This window comes from Sulfurimonas sp. NWX367, assembly GCF_039667065.1.
In the GTDB taxonomy this organism is placed as follows: domain Bacteria; phylum Campylobacterota; class Campylobacteria; order Campylobacterales; family Sulfurimonadaceae; genus Sulfurimonas; species Sulfurimonas hydrogeniphila.
Genome location: NZ_JALCZM010000001.1, coordinates 224,171 through 242,188, shown reverse-complemented (window position 1 = coordinate 242,188; position 18,018 = coordinate 224,171). Strand labels below are relative to the sequence as shown.

The following is an 18,018-nucleotide window of genomic DNA, read 5'->3' as shown; positions in this document are numbered from 1 at the left end:
AAGGATGTTGGAAAATGAATAGACTGATAAGTATTTTTGCGTTTTCTTTGCTGTTACATGTATCAGCGTCAGCGACCGAGGCATTGACACTGGATCAAGCACTACAGCTTTTGAAAGCAAAAAATCTGGAAATTAAGGCAGCCAAATTTGATGAACGCTCTGCAGAAGAGGATATTGATGCAGTGTCAGGAAAAAACTGGGGAACACTGACATTTATACAAGATGTGGCACGTTCAAATGATGCGGGAAATGTCTTTGGATTTAAACTGACTTCGCGTGAGGCAACTTTTGGGGATTTTGGTGCTGAAGAATTTATGACGAATTTAAACAATGGCGTAAATCCATATATTACACCTCCACAAAATCTAAACTATCCGGGTTACCGAAACTTTTTTCAGAGCAAACTCAAATATGAAGTGCCTCTTTTTACAGGATTTATGCTCAGTTCTTACACTGACATTATGCAAAAAGTCAAAGAACTGAAATCTTTGGACAAACACAAAATAGAAAAACAGAAAAAATATGAACTTAAAAAAAGCTTTTATGACATGGCACTGCTTGATTCTTCTATAAAAAATCTCAATAAAATTCTGGACAATATCCATATATTGGAAGAGACAACAAAAGAGATGATAGCGGTAGGCTATGCTAAAAAAGTAGATTTGCTTGAAGTACAGGCAAAAAAGGGAAATGTTGAAAGACTCTTGGTACAGATGCAGTCCAACAAAAAACTGTTATACCACTACATCAGTTTTTTACTCAATCAAAAAATTGAACATATTCAGACACCTGCAACAGAAGTGCGCATGCCACATATAAGTGATGAAGAGATTTTAGCGCGCAATATTGACCTGCAAAAAGCGGCAACAGGACTCAAAATCACAAAAGATATGCTTAAGGTCTCTCAGGCAGCCTACTATCCGACGCTTGGAGCTTTTGGAGAAGTCTCCACTGCGGACAATAGCTTTTTAGGAAATGCCGACGAACACAAAGCCTATACCATAGGTGCACGCCTGAGCTGGAACCTTTTTGACGGCGGAATCGATGCGGCAAAAATCGAAAAATCAAAAATCGAAAAACTTAAAATGCAGTCACAGCTGGAACTTGCAAAACAGGGAATTCTTTTAAAAATTGCAAAAATCCGGACACAGATAGAAGGGGTTGATGTCGAAATTGCCTCACTGAAAAAAGAACTGGAACTTGCAAATGCCATTTATGAAAATTATGAAGGCAGATATAAAGAAAAACTTGTTTCCATGAGTGATGTTATCATAAAACAGTCTGCACAGATTGAAAAGATACTGCAGCTGCAGATAGCAAAGAACAAAAGAACAGAAAAAATACTTGCACTTGAAAAATTAGCAAACGGAGAAGACTAACATGAAAAAACTACTACTATTACTAGCACTGGGCGTTTCACTTTTAGCGGAGAGTTTAACACTTTCGGGAAGTGTGATTTCGGATAATCAGAAGATGATCACAAGCCGATTTATGGGTTTTGTTACCAATGTAAACACAAGCGAAGGGGAAAAGGTAAAAAAAGGCCAAATTCTTTATAGTATAGATTCACGTGAAATTGATTCGGCAAAACGTCAGGCAGAGCTTTCACTGCAAATGTATCAGAACCAGTACACGAATGTCAAACTGAATCTGGAACGCTACAAAAGACTGCTGAAAAAAGATATGGTCTCAAAATATGAAGTGGAAAATATGGAACTTGCGGCAAAAAATCTGCAGGATATGATAAACATAGCCAAAGCAAGACTCCAGGAAGTGGAAAATCAATACAAATACTTACATGTAAAGGCTCCAAACGACGGTGTTGTTGTTGCCAAAAACATCAAAGTCGGAGAGATGGCAATGCCCGGTATGCCTGCAATTGTGCTTTCGGATTTGAGTGATTTAAAAATTTCGGCAGAGATTGCGGAAAGTAATTTAAATCTCATTCATCACGGGAAAAAAGTAAAAGTGGAGATTCCTTCTGTCGGTGTCAAAACAATCGGAACGATTACGGCGATCATACCAAATTCCAATCCGATGACACACACATTTAAAATCAAAGTATCATTCAAGACACTGAACAAATCAGTCTACCCTGGTATGTATGCCACTGTAACCATTGACTAAAAGGGGAAAAATATGAATCATCATAAGCCATATACACCTAAAGATGTCGCAGGAAAACTGGCAAAAACATTTTTAAGAAATCCTCTGACCTCTGTTTTGGGAATTTCACTGCTTGTTATCGGTTACCTCGCCTTAATGATTATGCCTCGTGAAGAAAATCCGCAAATGGTTGTCAGCGGATCTACCGTCATAGTAGCTCTGCCGGGTGCCAATGCCAAAGAGGTAGAAAAAATCATAGTCAAACCCTTAGAACGAAAGCTCAAAGAGATCAAAGGAGTAGAACACATTTACGGCACGGCTATGGACAATGTCGGGATTGTCAATGCAGCCTTTTATATCGGAGAGAAAAAAGAAGATTCAAATCTCAAAATCTACGACAAAATCATGCAAAATGCCGACATGTTTCCAAAAGGGGCCATGAAACCGATTATCAAGCCTTTGGATATTGACATTGATATTCCCATTGTAAGTGTTGCCTTTTATTCCCATGACAAAAACATGTCTCAAACAGAACTCTATGACAAAGTCAAGCAAATCCAGCACCATATAAACGGTTTGAACAATGTTGCCGTTACAGCACTCAAAGGCGGTCACAAACACCAGTTCAACATAGAAGTGGATTTGAACAAACTCTCAGGCTATAACCTCTCTATGGGACAAATCACACAGGCTGTACAGGCAGTTTCCTATAATGTCCCTGCGATTAAAAACAAAACAAAAGAGAATGAAATTGTCATGGTTGGCGTAAAAAATGCCATAGAAGATGCAAAAGATGTCGGGGACATCATTGTCGCACAGTATATGGGTTCTCCAATTTATTTGAGACAGGTTGCAAAAGTGACAAACTCTTATGATATTCAAAACTTCAAATCGGCACTTATCAGCAAACGAGAAAAAAACGGAAAATTTATGCCTTTTGAAAACCAGGTGACACTTACAGTCTCAAAACTGCAGGGAACGAATGCCGTCATTATTGCAGATGAAGTCAAAAAAGAACTGCAAAATTACAAAAGCGAACTGGACAAAAAAGGCATCAGTTATGTCATTACCAGAAATGACGGAGAACGTGCAAATGATGCAGTAAACGAACTTGTAATGCACCTGGTTTTATCTATTGTAATTATCGCGATTCTTCTTATATTTGTACTTGGCTGGAGAGAATCACTCATCGTAACCTTTACGGTTCCTGCAATTTTGGCAATTACTCTGTTTGTAGCCTATTTGAGCGGTCAGACCATTAACCGTATTACTCTTTTTGCATTTTTGCTTTCTTTGGGGCTTTTGGTTGATGCTGCTATTATTGTTATTGAAAATATTCACAGACACTACCATTCTGTCGAATCTGCCCATGAAAGCAATGATGAAATTATGATCAAGGCAACAGATGAAATCGGTGCACCGACAAATATCGCCACACTTGCCATCATCATGACAATGGTGCCTATGGCATTTGTCGGAGGCATGATGGGACAGTTTATGAAACCTATTCCTGAGAATGTTCCCGTAGCACTCATTGCTTCGCTCTTTGTAGCTTATATATTTACACCTTACCTTGCCGTGAGAATTTTAAAACGACCAAAACATGACAAAGGAGCGCATTAATGTTTAAGAAATTTGAAAAACTTGTACTGCAAGGCATACAAAGTTCTGCGCAGAGAAAATTGATACTTATCGGTACATTAATAGCATTTATCATCTCTATTTTAATGATAGCACCGACTGAAATTGTCAAAGCAAAGATGTTGCCGGGAAAAAACAATGATACTTTTACCATCTATGTGAAACTGCCAACAGGCAGTTCGATACAACAGACCCAGCAAGTGACACAATGTGTCAGCAGTTATATTACTCAAGAAAAAGAAGTGCGTGATACCGAAGTATTTTTAGGCATGGGTGCACCTCTTGATTTTGCCGGACTTATTAAAGGCAGTCAGTTTAAAAACTCTGAAAATGTTGCAGAAATTGTCGTAAATATCACAAAAAAACATGACAGAGAAGAGCCTTCTTATTTGATGGTACAGCGTCTGCGTCCTGTTATTCAAGATGCTTGTGAAAAGCTCTATCCAAATACACATATCTCTTTTGTAGAACCGCCTGCCGGTCCTCCGACACTCTCGGCTATTGTTGCTGAAATATACGGTGACAATGCACAGGGCATAAGAAAGCTGGCAAAACGTGTTGAAAAAGTTTTTCAAAATACACAGGGGCTTGTTGACATTGACATTATGGAAGATGATATATACGATAGTTTTGAAATAATTGTCCATACAACAAAAATCGCAAAATCAGGTCTCACTGTCAAGCAACTCAACAATATTTTATACCTTGCTTTTGAAGGGATGGATATATCTGTAAAAAATTCAGACAAATACAGCGATCAGATTCCTCTCTTTTTACGCCTGTCGGACTCTTCAAGAAGATTTAGCAAAAAAGATTTGGATTCTGTAAAAGCAAAACTGGCTTCACTCAAACTCATGAACAACAAAGGCATGATGGTACCTGTCACGGAACTTGTTACCGTAATTCCTAAAAAATCAAATCCGATGATCATGAGTAAGGATTTGCACCAGATGACCAATGTTTTAGCCGAAACCGATATGGTTTCTCAGGTTTATCCTCTGCTTGATGCAAGAAATACAATTATCAACAGTTTTGGTGATGAATACAAAGTCGAAAAAACAGGTCTTTTTGATTTGCAACTTACAGACAAAGCAACAGGAAAAGTCTATAAACTCATTTGGGACGGTGAAATGAAAGTCACAATGGATACGTTTAGAGACCTGGGCGGTGCTTTTATTGCGGCTCTTATCCTTATCTTTTTACTGATGGTTATCTATTATAAAAGTTATACACTCAGCGGTATCATTCTTTTAGGTTCTTTTCTTTCTATCATCGGTGTCATATTCGGTCACTGGATTATGGATATTTTCACGGCAGACACCTTCTTTTTAACGGCAACATCCCTTATCGGATTTATTGCTTTAATCGGAATCAGTTCGCGTAACTCTTTACTGCTTATAGACTTTACAAAATCACTCATGAGTGAAAAGGGAATGCACAAGGCCGAAGCGATTGCCTATGCAAGTGCGACACGGGCAAAACCTATTTTCCTGACAGCCATCGCCATTATGCTCGCTTCTACACTGCTTGCAAAAGATGCCGTCTTTGGAGGACTCGGTGTTGCTCTTATATTTGGTACGGTAGCGGCAGTGGTGGCTTCACTTATCGTAGTCCCTGTTCTGCTTTACATGTCAGACTTGGAAAGCCATTTCCATTTCCATGAGAAAAAAGCCGTTTCAGTTGAAGATCCTGTCTAATTAGACAGGATTATCAGCCTTTTTTCAAGCACGAGATTTGAGAAATCAAATCTGTGCTGAATCCACTCAAAGGTCTTTTTTGTATAAAAAAAGACATGGGTCGGATCATTTTTATAATACCATGAAGAAAATTCTACACGCTCATCATAGATGTCTGTCATCAGATACAATTTTGCATTTTCTTTTAACATAGATTTTAAAAGTGTAAACTCTTTTGCGGGACGGTAAAAATGCTCTATCACCTCACACGAAGCAATATAATCGTATTTGTTTTCCAAAAGCTCTTTGTTTGGATGAAAATACGGATCATAAGGACTTATATCATAACCTTTTTCCTGCATGACCTTTGTAATGATTTGTGAGGTTCCTGCCCCAAAATCAAGTCCTTTCTCCTCTTTTGAAAAGTCTTTTTCAATATTTGCGGTAATGGGAGAAACAAACTTTCGATACCCTGCATCTTCGGTATTATCATCATGGAGTTCATAGCGTTCTTTTTCGCTTTGTGCATCCGGCAAGTCTGTTTCATCAACAAATATTCCATGACAGACCTTACATGTAAAGTATCTTTGATTCTCTTCGTATAGCAAACCTGCACTGTTTTGGCATAAGGGACATATTTTCTTCATGCCTAATCTTAGTCTATTAGGCTTTAATAAGTAATAAATAGATAAAATCTCATTACTAAAGTTTTCGGAGCCTAGGTTTTAGCCTTTAAAGACATATAGCCCAGACTAAAGTCTCAATAACATTCGGAACCGGTACTTCAGTGCCGGCTCCCAAAGGGATACTGAACTTAAATGACATTAAAAGGAACTTTTTGCTTAATTTGCCGAATTTATTAGCATCTTTGCGTATTCTCATTGCGCCTGTGATGTTTTGGATTATACTCAATCCCCAAATTTTTACCGACAACGGGTTTGATATAACATGGAACTACTATTTTGCCTCACTTTTATTTGTTTTGGCATCTGTGACTGATTTTTTTGACGGCTATATCGCAAGAGAGTGGAATCAAATGACAATGCTCGGTGCCATCCTTGACCCGCTTGCCGATAAAATGCTCACACTCGCCGCATTTTTGGGGCTTATGGTTATGGGAGATGCTTCTCCCTGGGCAATTTACATCATTATAGTTCGTGAGCTTTTCATCACAGGACTTCGTACTGTTGCACTCAGTGAAGGTATCAGCGTAAAAGCATCCTGGTCTGGAAAAGTAAAAACAGTAGCACAGATGATAGCCATAGGGTTTTTACTGATGCACTGGCCATATGGAGCGGCACTTCTTTGGTTTGCCGTATTTTTAACTGTTTATTCGGGCCTGGAGTATCTTTGGGGATTTAAACAAGCGATTGTAAAGGAGCACAAAGCATGAGTTGGATCGTTTCACTTTTAGTCCTCTCCGGACTTATATTTTTCCATGAGCTTGGGCATTTTACCGTAGCACGTCTTATGGGTGTCTATGTAGAAGTATTTAGCATAGGTTTTGGAAAACGTCTTTTTACTTTTCGGGCTTTTGACACAGAGTGGAGTATTTCAGCCATTCCTCTTGGCGGCTATGTCAAGATGAAAGGTCAGGATGATGCGGACCCGAGTAAAAAAAGTTACGATGCAGACAGTTACAATACAAAAACGCCTCTGCAAAAGATTTTAATTCTTTTAGCCGGTCCTGCGGCAAATTTTGTTCTTGCATTTATACTCTATTTCATTATAGCACTTGGCAATCCTCAGGTTTTAGCCCCTGTTGTAGGTACGGTTGTCAAAGACTCCCCTGCCTATGTTGCGGGTCTTGAGTCCAATGATACCATTATGAGTATAAACGGCAAAAAAATCACGAGCTGGAAAGAGATGGCGAAAATGATTGCAGAGGCAAAAGGCTCTGTTGCACTGCAGGTGGACAGAAACGGCTACCTGAAACTCATAACACTCAAACCAAAACTGCAAACCGCCAAAAACATGTACGGAGAAGATGTCAAACGCAAAATGATAGGCATATCGGCTGCGGGTGTCATGCATGAACAAAAACTCGACTTCGCAGACAAGTTAAAATATGCCACTGATCAGACTGTTTTTGCCTCTACTTTGATTTTTACCGGATTGAAGAAACTCGTGATGGGGGATGTCCCGGCTTCTGAAATGGGCGGAGTTATCTCCATTGTAAAACTCACCTCCGATGCAACGGCAGTAGGCTGGATGAGCGTTTTGTTTTTTGCGGCATTGATTTCTGTAAACCTCGGAGTATTGAACCTGCTCCCTATTCCGGCACTTGACGGCGGACATATCATGTTTAATTTATATGAACTGCTCTTTAGACGGGAACCAAGCGAAAAAATAGTCATTAACCTGACAATAGCCGGATGGGTCATACTCTTTGGTCTCATGGGACTTGGAATTTTTAACGATATTAACAGATTGGTAGGATAAGAAAATGGACGAAATTGAATACAAATTATATATAGATGATGTTATCAGACGGGTTGAGACGGCACGTCTAAAGGTAAGTGAGCACCATATAGTAAAAATTGTTGCTGTGAGCAAATACTCAACGGCTGATGAGATAAAAAGACTTTACCATATCGGTCAGCGTGCTTTTGGAGAGAATAAGGTACAGGATTTAAAAGCAAAAGCAAAAGAGCTTGAAGAGTTGCCGCTTGAATGGCATTTTATAGGCAATCTGCAAAAAAACAAAATCAACAACCTTTTAGATATTAATCCAAGTCTTTTTCAGGCACTTGATTCATTGGAACTTGCCCATGAACTGCAAAAAAGACTTCTGGCAAAAGAGATGACGCTTGAGTGCCTTTTGCAGATCAATTCGGCAAAAGAAGAGAGCAAGCACGGTGTTATGCCTGAGGATGCCATAGAAACCTACAAGCAGATTATGCAGGAGTGTCCGAACATACACCTTAAAGGTGTTATGAGCATTGGCGCACACAGTGATGATGAGCAGCTTGTAAGAAAAAGTTTTGAGACGACCCATGCAATCTATGAGCAGCTTCCAAATGCAACAATCTGTTCTATGGGAATGAGCCAGGATTTTGAGCTCGCTATTGAGTGCGGGTCAAATATGGTTCGCCTTGGCTCTATTATGTTTCCCAAGTAAGTTTTTTATCTAATCTAATTATAATTATTATAAGATATACTTTAAGCAAAATTATAATTAGGATTAGCTGATGACAAAAACAAATTTTATGGATAAGTATCCCGTCTTTTCATTACATGTAAAGAAAAATGAAACAAGTTTCAAAAATGCAGATGAAATTATTGCATATTTTCAAGAACGCATACAAGAACACCCTGTAGCTACTTTTATAGCGATTTTCGATCACTATCAACACACATCCTCATTACAGGACGCTACTATTGCCCCTGAAATCAAAGATGCAAAAAACATTGTATTTTGTTTTGGAAAACAGCTGCCAAATGCTAAAATACTTGCAGTGCGTCCCAGAAGCATAGGTGTTTGTGAATTGGATGACAGTTTTGAGATCAGTTTTTTAGAAGTTCCAAATGAACAACTCCAAAACGTTGTTTATGAATGGGTACAGGCACTAAAAACTCAAGCCTAGTTTACTCTTCTCTTAAAGCGTACCGCGTGAGAGCGTGGATTTTGTATCAGCTCTTTTTGGTACGCTATCATTGCATGAAACGGTTTTAAAAAACCGGCTAACTGTTCTTCTTTAATCTGCTCTATTTTCCACTCCTGCAACAACTCCAAAACAACCAAAGTCGATTCTATTGTAGAGAGATAATTTTCATCCGGCTGTATTTTTATTTGATATTGTGACGTTTTTGTCGTTGTAAAGCTCATGTGTTTGAGTTTTTGCAGGTTTTTACTTTGTGTAAACATCTTTTTTGTACAGCTCCACGTAGAGTCTATCAAAAAAATCGCCAGAGGCTTTTGGCTTCTTTTTGGATTTGCAGTTGTCAGGTTCACAGCATCTTCTGAGGGAAAAAGTATGTAACTCTCATGTGTGGCAATGATCTCATTAATTCTGGTGTTACATGTAAAGTCTATGCCGACAAAAAGTTCGGAATTGTCAAGACTCTGATGCGTGAAGTGCCCTGTATTGTTTTTGACCTTTTTAAACTCTTTGGGGTGCATCAAAATGACAAATTTTGTTTGTGTCTGTATATGCTCAAAATGCCCGCACATGCAGGAACTTTTTGGTCTGTAACACTTATAACATTTTTCTCTATCACCATAGTAAGTTTTCATTAATGCAATTATACTAAAATTACAGAATGATTGAACCAGAGAATAAAAAACATTATGATGTCATCGTTGTCGGAAGCGGTGCAGCCGGAATCATTGCAGCAATAGTTGCGGCACGTGAAGGCAAAAAAGTCCTCCTTTTGGAAAAGCTCTCAAAAATAGCTTCCAAACTAAAAGCCACAGGCGGTGGCAGATGCAATCTTACAAACACCCTTTCAAATGAAGATTTCATGGCACGTTTTGGAAAAGAGGGGCGTTTTATGCAAGATGCACTCAAAGCCTTTGACAACAAAGCTCTCGTCACTTTTATGGATGAAATCGGTGTAGAGACCCATGCCCCTGACGGATTTAGAATTTTTCCCACATCACACTCTTCTGCCACCATCATTGCCGGGCTCCAAAAAGAGATGCTCAGACTCGGCGTCAGCGTTACATGTAACCAAAGAGCCACAAGGCTTTTGGCAACCGGCAATCACATAGACGGGGTTAAAACACAAACAGATATCTTTTATGCACCCAATGTCATCATCGCAACCGGTGGGCTTGGTTACCCTGTGCTTGGTGCTGAGGGTGACGGCTACAATCTTGCCAGTGAAATCGGGCATAAAGTAACCGACCTCTCCCCTGCCATGATGCCCTTAAAAACAAAAGAGAGCTGGGTCAAAAACTGTCGGGCTGACACCATTGCCAAGGTTGAACTGCGTGTCAATCTGAAAAAACATAAAAAACTGCGGGCAAAGGGTGATTTGATTTTTACAAACTCCGGCATACGAGGACCCGTTGTGCTTGATTTTGCCAGAGAAGTCACACCGCTTTTAAAAAAATACGGTGAAGTGCCACTGCTGTTGAATCTGACAAAGGGAAAAAATGAGGAACAGATACGCGAACATTTTAAAAAAGAGAGTGCAAAAGAAAATATGACAAACATCTTGCAACTGCTTAAAACTCTTTTGCCGGAAGCACTTAGCCTTGAGCTGTGCCGATTAGCAGACATAGAGCCAGACACACCATACAAAAAACTCGAAGGGAAAAAACGGGACAGACTTATTTCACTCTTGGCATGGACACCCCTCACCGTTACAGGACATGACGGCTTCAAAATGGCAATGATAACAAGAGGCGGCATCTCCCTCAAAGAGATCAATCCTAAAACAATGCAGAGTAAGATTATGGACGGTTTGTATTTTTGCGGCGAGGTTATGAACCTTGACGGTCCCTGCGGAGGCTACAACCTGCAATGGAGCTTTGCCAGCGGCTTTCTTGCAGGCAAACTTTTAAAATAAAAAAGCTTAACTTAATGACAGTGAGGTTGAAACCCAGGTTTCAAGAAAGTATCGAAAATACAAACTTTACTTTTTTTGAGTCTGCCATAGTGGTTTTACCAAAGCACACTCCCAACCGTCATATTTTCCATTATAAGCTTCACTTACATCTATAAGTTCCACAGTCAAAGCATCTATGTCATAATAAAAAGGCTTGTCTTTTCTGTAAAAAGAAATACCATACATTGTTTCATCTCTAAAAGGCACTTCACTCCTTTTTTGCTCTGCAAATCCCATCTCCTGAATTTTTTGCACAAATCCTTCTCTGTCATCATTACATGTAAAGTAGCTTTTATGTTCTATTGCCCTTGCCTGCTGAAGGTCATCACCTTGTTCTTTAAGGTTGTCGCAGGCATGATGGTTGGTGATGATCTGCCACTCTTTTACAGTCGGAAAGAGAAGTTTTTGATAAACCTCCCATTCGCTGTCTATGCGTGATCCAAACTCATAACTGTACTCAGGAAAATGTTTCATCGCATCTTCGACTGTATTTTTCCATTCAAAATCCATTTTCAGAGCATAAATAAAATTTACTGCACCCTGTGTAATAATACGTCCTATATATTTTCCGTTGCGATACCGCAAAGACTCCATCTCCAGCCTGTCTTCTATAAATCCGACATCATCGCCCTCTTGTTCCCAAACCAGACCGTCCTCTTTTGGATTATTCAGTTTTACTTTGACAAATCCTACATACATGTACTCTTCATCCGGCACGCTGTCTGCCACACCGGCATTCAATGACACCATCGCCGCATGCCCGTCCATAGGCTTCATATACGCTTCCCAATACTCTTGCATCTCTACTCCATTTCCAAACTCATAAGGAACATATCTTCCCCGTCTGTTACATTGACATCAACCGAACCACAACTTTGACAACAGTAGTGAATTTTTTCAAGTTCACTGACTTCTTCACAACTGTTGCACTTTATGACAATCGGCTGAATGTTCATGACAAACTCCGCACCGTCGGCTATGGTCTTTTCCTTAAAGGTATTAAACGCAACCTCAAGAAGATGCGCTTCTATACCGCTCATGACACCGATTTTTACAATGATTTTTGTTACTTTTGTTGCTTCATTTTCTTCGGCAATATTTTCAATCTGTTCCAATAGTGCCTGGACTACACTGTACTCATGCATTTGCTTTTCCTGAATGATTATTCGTTATTGTAGCTTTTAGTCGCTGTGGTGTTTCTAAAGGGCATATTTTATAGACAAATTCATAGCGTTTTTTATGAAAAGAGCTGCCTTCTTCCCAAAATTCCGGGTACATCACTGCTATTTCTTCTTCACGATGATGCTCTATCTGTTTTTTATGTGATTCTATGTATTCCTCTTTGTTCCATAAAAAATCTTCTAATTTTTCCTCATCACAAATAAGTTCCAAACAAAAATTTTCAAGTTCTTTTCTATACTCTTTGTGAGCAAAAAGTTTGTCCGCCAAACCTGTCTCTTTTGCTTTGCCTGCACTCAAAGGCAGACACTCCTCTAAAATCTTCTCAGCATACTCTTTACCGACCCGCTTTGGTAAGCTGTACGTGTGATACTCACTGCCACTGAGGCGCAATGTTTTATAGTGGGGATTAAGCACAACCCCTTCTTTTACCACAACATAATCACAGGCAAGTGCCAAAAAAACACCGCCTGCTCCCGCATTTTTATGAAGAGAAGCTACAGTGACTACATCATCGGCAAACAAAACACTTTTTACCAAATCATTCATTGCATTGATATTGCTCCAGCCGTCTTCGCCGTTTTTCTTGCTGTCTTGTAAAATATTCAGATGAATGCCATTACTGAAAAAATCCTCTCCGCCCATCAGCACAACAATTTTCACCTGCTCTTTAATATATTCAAAAGCATATTTTAATTTCATACACTTGTCACTGCTGAAGGCACCGTTGTGAAAATTGAAATACAAATATGCTACTTCTTCTTTTATATCGCAGCTTATTTCATAAAAAGTTTTATAACTTTTATCAAAAATCAAAGGCAGTCTTTGCTCTTTGACACCTTGTAATCGTTCTTTTAAAACATAGGTGGCAGGAAGTTTGAAACGATTTGGCTCTTTGAGATGGGTAATCCAGACCGCTCCGTCAACAGTTCCCAGACAGATGGCACCGTCTCGTTTGGCAAGAATCTCTTTTGGTTTACCTTTTAGTTTTTCCTCTCTCCATGCTCCGTACAGGTAACATTCTACTCCTAAAAGTTCATCTTTTACTCCAGGATGAGAATCACTCATATATATTTTTTTTAGAATTTCCTGTGTTGTGTCTTTCTGCCAGTCAATCGCTCTGTCTTTTTGAGACAGAGCCTGATGCATCGGTAAATTTGACTGCGATGTAAACTTTTTGCTCTGTATATTTTCTAAAAAACCATCAAGCATACTGTAAAAAGTTGTTATGACTTCATTTCTGTATATACTTGCTTTGTAAGCTTGCCGCATCCCAAAATTTTGTGTAATGACAACATCACCACTGTCAAATTCTCCATTTGCTTTAAGAACAGTAACTCCCCACTCTTTTTTGTCAAGCCTGATGGCATTATCTATCGCATACGCCCCTCTGTCACCCAGTACACCAGGATGGACAATGTAAGTATCGATGTTTTCATAAATCTCTTTGGGTACAAACTTCTTTAAAAACGGACACAAAATAAAATCGGGGCCAAAATAAAAAACCTCATCTATCATCTGTTGTTCATTGATGGCAAATACCACATCAACACTGTACTTTCTGTCTTTAAAGTAAGTATATGCCACCTGTGTCAAGGAATTAAAGGCACTGACAAGAAGAGTAATTTTCATTTAAAAAAACTTATGACTTCAACTTAAGCGGAATTTTGTAAAACTGTTCTATCGCTTTTTTTCCCAAATACCCGAGTATTCCATCTACTTTTACAAATGATGCTGTTGCAATGGCAAATTTTCCTCCAAGGGCTATGGCCAGACCGTAAATTTTTATGTTTGCTTTGATAAGCGGTTTTTGTTTGATTGTACGGAGGATATTTTTTGCAGCGATGACTCCGCTTTGTTCTGCGGTTTGCGCGGTTTGCGGTAACGGTTCACCTGTTTTGTCTTTTAAAAATGCACAATCCCCGATAGCAAATATATGTTCATCTACTCGCAGATACTCATCAACCTTTAAAAGATTTTTCTCTTTTTCAAAGCCAAGATTTTTTATAAATTCACTTACTTCGAGTCCAATGGCTACAACCCCAAAATCAAACTCTATGAGCTCATCCTCAAGGTGCAAGCTGTTTGCTTCAACTTTTTGTACCATTTTTTGCAGTATGCGTATGCTGCTGTTTTGTAAAGTTTGCAGTGCTTTTTTTCTGGAGTGTTCATCAAGTTCACTCAAAAAAGCATCTGCAATCAAAGAGATTTGTATCTCCTGTGCCAAATTTGATTTTAAAAGATAGTTTTGCATCTCAGCAGCAATCTCAACACCACTCGAACCGCCGCCGATAACAACTATGTTCGTATTTTTTTTCTCTTTTTTGAGATGTTTTACGATGGTGTCCTCAAAAGATTGTTTCAAATGCAAAGCATTTGAGAGATTTTTAACTTCAAAAAGATGATCATTTTTAAAAATAGAAGGAAGCAGTGTCTTTACCCCTACTGCTATTATGAGATAGTCAAAAAAATATTCTCCTTCTTTACATGTAACCCTATGTGTATCCACCTTGAAAACTTCATCCTGGATAAAACAAAAATTTTTATCTATCCCTTTGACAAGACTGTCCAAAGGGATGATGATATCATCCAAAGAACTGTTCAATGCAACAAGATTATAACTTTCTGTCTGCAGATAATGATAGCGGTTTTTATCTATCAGCGTTACCTCGATGTTTTCATTGTTGGCCAAAGTTTCCAGTGTTTTGATACCGCCATAGCCACCACCGAGAATAATAACTCTTTTTTTTCTGTTCATCTGTTACCTTCTGCTGTATTCCTGTATATGTTCAAGTCGTGCTTCTATAGGAGGGTGTGAGGCAAAAAAACTTCCTAAAAATCCGACTATTCCAAATGCTCTGTAATCATCGCTGAGTGCCAATTCTTCTTTTGGAATACGCCCTAATTTCGCCAGTGCATAGTATATTCCCTGTGGTCCGCTCAAATCAACAGCCCCTTCATCTGCACGATACTCTCTGTGTCTTGAGTACCACATCAGTATAGCAGTAGCAAACAGAGAAAAAATCATCTCTAAGGCAAAACTTATCGCAAAATACATCATATGATTTGTATTGCCGTTTCTGTCCCGCGCAACCATGGAAGCAAGTAAACGGGAGACAAATATGACAAAAGTATTCAAAACTCCCTGCATAAGTGTCATCGTAACCATATCACCATTTTTTATATGACTTATCTCATGTGCAAGAACGCCCTCTATTTCATCTTTGTCCATACTCTCAATAAGTCCGGTACTCACAGCAACAAGAGAATTGTTTTTATCCCAGCCTGTTGCAAACGCATTCGGTGGTGCATCAAATATACCAACTTCCGGCATACCTATATTTGCCTCAACTGAAAGCTTGTGAATTGTACCCAAAAGCCACTCTTCAAAACTGTTTTGCGGTGTATCTATCAGCTCCACACCCATGCCTCTGACAGCCATCCATTTTGACATAAAAAGAGAAATAAAACTTCCACCAAAACCAAAAAGTGCAGCCATCATAAAAAGCCCACTCATACTCTGTTGATCAATATAAATACCAAAAAAACTGCTTAGAATAAAAAGTGCTACATACAGTGATGCCATAACAGCCAGGTTCATTACTATTAACATGATTAAAGACATAGTTTTCCCTTTATAAAAAAATTATAATTTATTGTAGCTTCTTTTTTTATGCTCTTTTGCTACATAAGTAGCTTAAGCGCGCCTCTAAAAACCCTTAACAGATACGGGGCAAAAGTTCCCCTGTAGGGGTATCTAAAAACCTTTTTGTTCCGTACGGGCTTAACAATATAACTTTTTGACTGTATTGTTGGGTGACACTGGCAATTGTAACAGCATTTTTGGAATTTTCAAAACCATGCAGTATATCAAGTGCTTTTTGCTCATCTTCTTTTTTCACTGCCAAAACAAAAGTACCTTCATTTGCAAGGTTGAGTGCTTCAAACCCCAACATCTCACATACTCCGTTTACCTCTTGCGAAACAGGAACAGCATCTTCTTGCACTTCTATACAGATATTGGATTGTTTTGCCCATTCATTCAGTACGGCACTGACTCCGCCACGCGTTGCATCCCGCATAGCAGTGACTTTCACACCTGCATCGAGCAAAGCCTGCACCTGATGGGTCAGTGATGCACAATCACTCTCTAAAGCAGTTGAGAGTTCTATTCCCTCACGGGCACAAAAGATGGCTGCACCATGACACCCAATATCACGACTCAGCAAAATAACATCATCAGTTGTGATATTGTTGGAGCTTATCCCTTTTTTTTGGATTTCTCCTATTCCTGTTGTATTGATAAAGATTTTGTCAACACTGCCACGGGGAACAACTTTTGTATCACCACTGACAACTACAGCACCATTGACTTCAAGCTCTTTTTTCATACTGCGCACTATTTTTTCAAGTTCACGGGTTGAAAACCCCTCTTCTATAATAACACTGCATGTAAGATATTTCGGCTTTGCACCCATCATGGCAAGATCGTTACATGTACCGCATACAGCCAGCTTTCCTATATCTGCTCCCGGAAAAAAAAGAGGGCTTACCGTAAAACTGTCTGTAGAAAATGCAAGTTCGCCGCCATGTATCACCGCGGCATCTTCACTCTTTTGCAATATCTCATTTTTAAACGCTTTGTAAAAAATTTTGGAGATAAGCTCGTTGTTCTCTTCTCCGCCGTTACCCATGGCCAAAGTTATCTGTTTGTTCATAATAGATTTCCATATTTATAATACGCCGCACAGGCACCTTCACTGCTGACCATACAGCTGCCAAGCGGTGTCTGCGGTTTGCAGGCTGTACCAAAGATCGTACATTCGTTTGGTTTTGCCATTCCTCGAAGTATATCACCGCAGATACAAAGCTTATGGTCCTCTATCTCCTCTTTTGGTAAAATATCAGCATAAATATGTTCCGCATCAAGATAAGCATATTCGTCTTTGAGTCTGTATCCGCTATCGGGAATATTTCCAAGTCCCCGCCATTTAAAAAGAGAGGCTTTTTCAAAATACTTCTCTATAAGTGCCTGTGCTTTTTTATTGCCGTCATACGAAACAAGTCGTTTGTACTCCACTTCAAGTTCGCATCTGCCTTCATTGAACTGTCTGACTATCATCAAGATAGCTTCCATGACATCGACCGGCTCAAACCCTGCTACAACTACAGGTCGATTATACTTTTTTGGAAATTTTTCGTAAATTTTACTTCCCGTTATAACGCTTACATGTGAAGGCCCCAAAAAAGCATCAATTCTGTTGTTATAGCTGTCTACATGTTCATCTCTGCTGTCTATAAGCTCCACCATGACTTCAGGAACCGTGACATGGTTGATATGAAAGAAAATGTTTTTTATCTCTTTTTTTATCACAATATCTATAAGTGAAGTTGTCATAGGCGTTGTTGTCTCAAAACCGATGGCAAAAAAGATTATTTTTTTATCCGGATTTTCCTGAGCAATTTTGAGTGTATCAAGCGGAGAATAGACAAAACGCACATCCGCACCTTTTGCCCGAGCATCCTGCAGACTGCCGTGGCTTCCGGGTACTTTTATCATATCACCGAGTGTTACCAAAATCGTATCATCAAGCTCTGCCAATATGTAGGCATGATCAATCCGTTCTTTTGGCATAATACATACAGGACATCCCGGTCCGTGGATAAAGTTTATATTTTTTGGCAGAAGCTGCGGGAGACCAAATTTCATGATAGAGTGTGTATGACCGCCACAGACTTCCATGATATTAACCGGTTTTGGAAGTTTTTTTGCCTCTTCGTTTATAAGTTTTGCAAAACCCTCGATTACCTCAGGATTTCGAAAACCGTCATACAGATCTTTTAACTGGAGTTGGCTCAT

18 protein-coding genes are annotated in these 18,018 nt (G+C 39.2%); 9 read left to right on the top strand and 9 right to left on the bottom strand.

Translation table 11 applies throughout. From position 1 onward, the window contains the following. Nucleotides 1–14 precede the first annotated feature (14 nt). The 4 genes from MNY28_RS01185 to MNY28_RS01170 are packed head-to-tail and all read left to right on the top strand — an operon-like array spanning nt 15 to nt 5,444. Nucleotides 15–1,379, top strand: a complete 1,365-nt coding sequence (locus MNY28_RS01185; protein ID WP_346388648.1) for a TolC family protein — start codon at nt 15–17, stop codon at nt 1,377–1,379. A gap of 1 nt (nt 1,380) precedes the next feature. Next, nucleotides 1,381–2,127, top strand: a complete 747-nt coding sequence (locus MNY28_RS01180; protein WP_346388647.1) for an efflux RND transporter periplasmic adaptor subunit — start codon at nt 1,381–1,383, stop codon at nt 2,125–2,127. A 12-nt stretch (nt 2,128–2,139) separates the two neighbouring features. Beyond that, nucleotides 2,140–3,729: an efflux RND transporter permease subunit gene (locus MNY28_RS01175; RefSeq protein WP_151900537.1), complete on the top strand. Its 1,590-nt coding sequence runs from the start codon at nt 2,140–2,142 to the stop codon at nt 3,727–3,729. Further along, nucleotides 3,729–5,444, top strand: coding sequence for an efflux RND transporter permease subunit (locus MNY28_RS01170; protein ID WP_151900538.1), 1,716 nt, complete (start codon nt 3,729–3,731; stop codon nt 5,442–5,444). Before MNY28_RS01175 ends, MNY28_RS01170 begins: the two co-directional genes overlap by 1 nt. Here MNY28_RS01170 and MNY28_RS01165 read toward each other — a convergent pair. Next, nucleotides 5,441–6,070 (bottom strand): class I SAM-dependent methyltransferase, encoded by a 630-nt coding sequence (locus MNY28_RS01165; protein WP_346388646.1) that lies wholly within the window; start codon nt 6,068–6,070, stop codon nt 5,441–5,443. The genes MNY28_RS01170 and MNY28_RS01165 overlap by 4 nt on opposite strands. Before the next feature lie 191 nt (nt 6,071–6,261). Between MNY28_RS01165 and pgsA the strand changes: the two genes are divergently transcribed. The 4 genes from pgsA to MNY28_RS01145 all read left to right on the top strand — a co-directional run bounded on the left by pgsA (nt 6,262) and on the right by MNY28_RS01145 (nt 9,010). Next, nucleotides 6,262–6,816 carry a CDP-diacylglycerol--glycerol-3-phosphate 3-phosphatidyltransferase gene (gene pgsA / locus MNY28_RS01160; protein WP_346388645.1) on the top strand — a complete coding sequence of 185 codons (555 nt, stop codon included), beginning with the start codon at nt 6,262–6,264 and terminating at the stop codon, nt 6,814–6,816. Beyond that, on the top strand, nt 6,813–7,865 hold the full coding sequence (gene rseP / locus MNY28_RS01155) for an RIP metalloprotease RseP (RefSeq protein WP_346388644.1): 1,053 nt from the start codon (nt 6,813–6,815) through the stop codon (nt 7,863–7,865). Before pgsA ends, rseP begins: the two co-directional genes overlap by 4 nt. 4 nt (nt 7,866–7,869) lie before the next feature. Continuing rightward, nucleotides 7,870–8,544 (top strand): YggS family pyridoxal phosphate-dependent enzyme, encoded by a 675-nt coding sequence (locus MNY28_RS01150; RefSeq protein WP_151900554.1) that lies wholly within the window; start codon nt 7,870–7,872, stop codon nt 8,542–8,544. A gap of 70 nt (nt 8,545–8,614) precedes the next feature. Beyond that, complete coding sequence (locus MNY28_RS01145; protein ID WP_346388643.1) at nt 8,615–9,010, top strand: DUF6858 family protein; 396 nt, start codon at nt 8,615–8,617, stop codon at nt 9,008–9,010. On the opposite strand, the gene MNY28_RS01140 is transcribed toward MNY28_RS01145, so the two are convergent. Then, nucleotides 9,007–9,660, bottom strand: coding sequence for a tRNA-uridine aminocarboxypropyltransferase (locus MNY28_RS01140; protein WP_346388642.1), 654 nt, complete (start codon nt 9,658–9,660; stop codon nt 9,007–9,009). The genes MNY28_RS01145 and MNY28_RS01140 overlap by 4 nt on opposite strands. A gap of 26 nt (nt 9,661–9,686) precedes the next feature. Between MNY28_RS01140 and MNY28_RS01135 the strand changes: the two genes are divergently transcribed. Then, on the top strand, nt 9,687–10,940 hold the full coding sequence (locus tag MNY28_RS01135; protein WP_346388641.1) for an NAD(P)/FAD-dependent oxidoreductase: 1,254 nt from the start codon (nt 9,687–9,689) through the stop codon (nt 10,938–10,940). A 66-nt stretch (nt 10,941–11,006) separates the two neighbouring features. On the opposite strand, the gene MNY28_RS01130 is transcribed toward MNY28_RS01135, so the two are convergent. The 7 genes from MNY28_RS01130 to hypD form a co-directional block, all read right to left on the bottom strand. After that, a complete protein-coding gene (locus tag MNY28_RS01130; RefSeq protein ID WP_346388640.1) occupies nt 11,007–11,780 on the bottom strand; it encodes a DUF695 domain-containing protein in 774 nt (257 codons plus the stop codon). 2 nt (nt 11,781–11,782) lie between these two features. Then, nucleotides 11,783–12,124 (bottom strand): hydrogenase maturation nickel metallochaperone HypA, encoded by a 342-nt coding sequence (gene hypA / locus MNY28_RS01125; RefSeq protein WP_346388639.1) that lies wholly within the window; start codon nt 12,122–12,124, stop codon nt 11,783–11,785. Continuing rightward, entirely contained in the window at nt 12,117–13,790 is a 1,674-nt protein-coding gene (locus MNY28_RS01120) for an enoyl-CoA hydratase-related protein (RefSeq protein WP_346388638.1), read from the bottom strand. The genes hypA and MNY28_RS01120 overlap by 8 nt, the downstream gene beginning before the upstream one ends. Nucleotides 13,791–13,800: 10 nt before the next feature. Beyond that, nucleotides 13,801–14,916 carry an FAD-dependent oxidoreductase gene (locus tag MNY28_RS01115; RefSeq protein WP_346388637.1) on the bottom strand — a complete coding sequence of 372 codons (1,116 nt, stop codon included), beginning with the start codon at nt 14,914–14,916 and terminating at the stop codon, nt 13,801–13,803. 3 nt (nt 14,917–14,919) lie between these two features. Further along, nucleotides 14,920–15,783, bottom strand: coding sequence for a protease HtpX (htpX, locus tag MNY28_RS01110; RefSeq protein ID WP_346388636.1), 864 nt, complete (start codon nt 15,781–15,783; stop codon nt 14,920–14,922). Between the two features lie 94 nt (nt 15,784–15,877). Continuing rightward, nucleotides 15,878–16,876, bottom strand: a complete 999-nt coding sequence (gene hypE, locus MNY28_RS01105) for a hydrogenase expression/formation protein HypE (RefSeq protein ID WP_346388635.1) — start codon at nt 16,874–16,876, stop codon at nt 15,878–15,880. Next, nucleotides 16,873–18,018: a hydrogenase formation protein HypD gene (hypD, locus tag MNY28_RS01100; RefSeq protein WP_151900564.1), complete on the bottom strand. Its 1,146-nt coding sequence runs from the start codon at nt 18,016–18,018 to the stop codon at nt 16,873–16,875. The genes hypE and hypD overlap by 4 nt, the downstream gene beginning before the upstream one ends.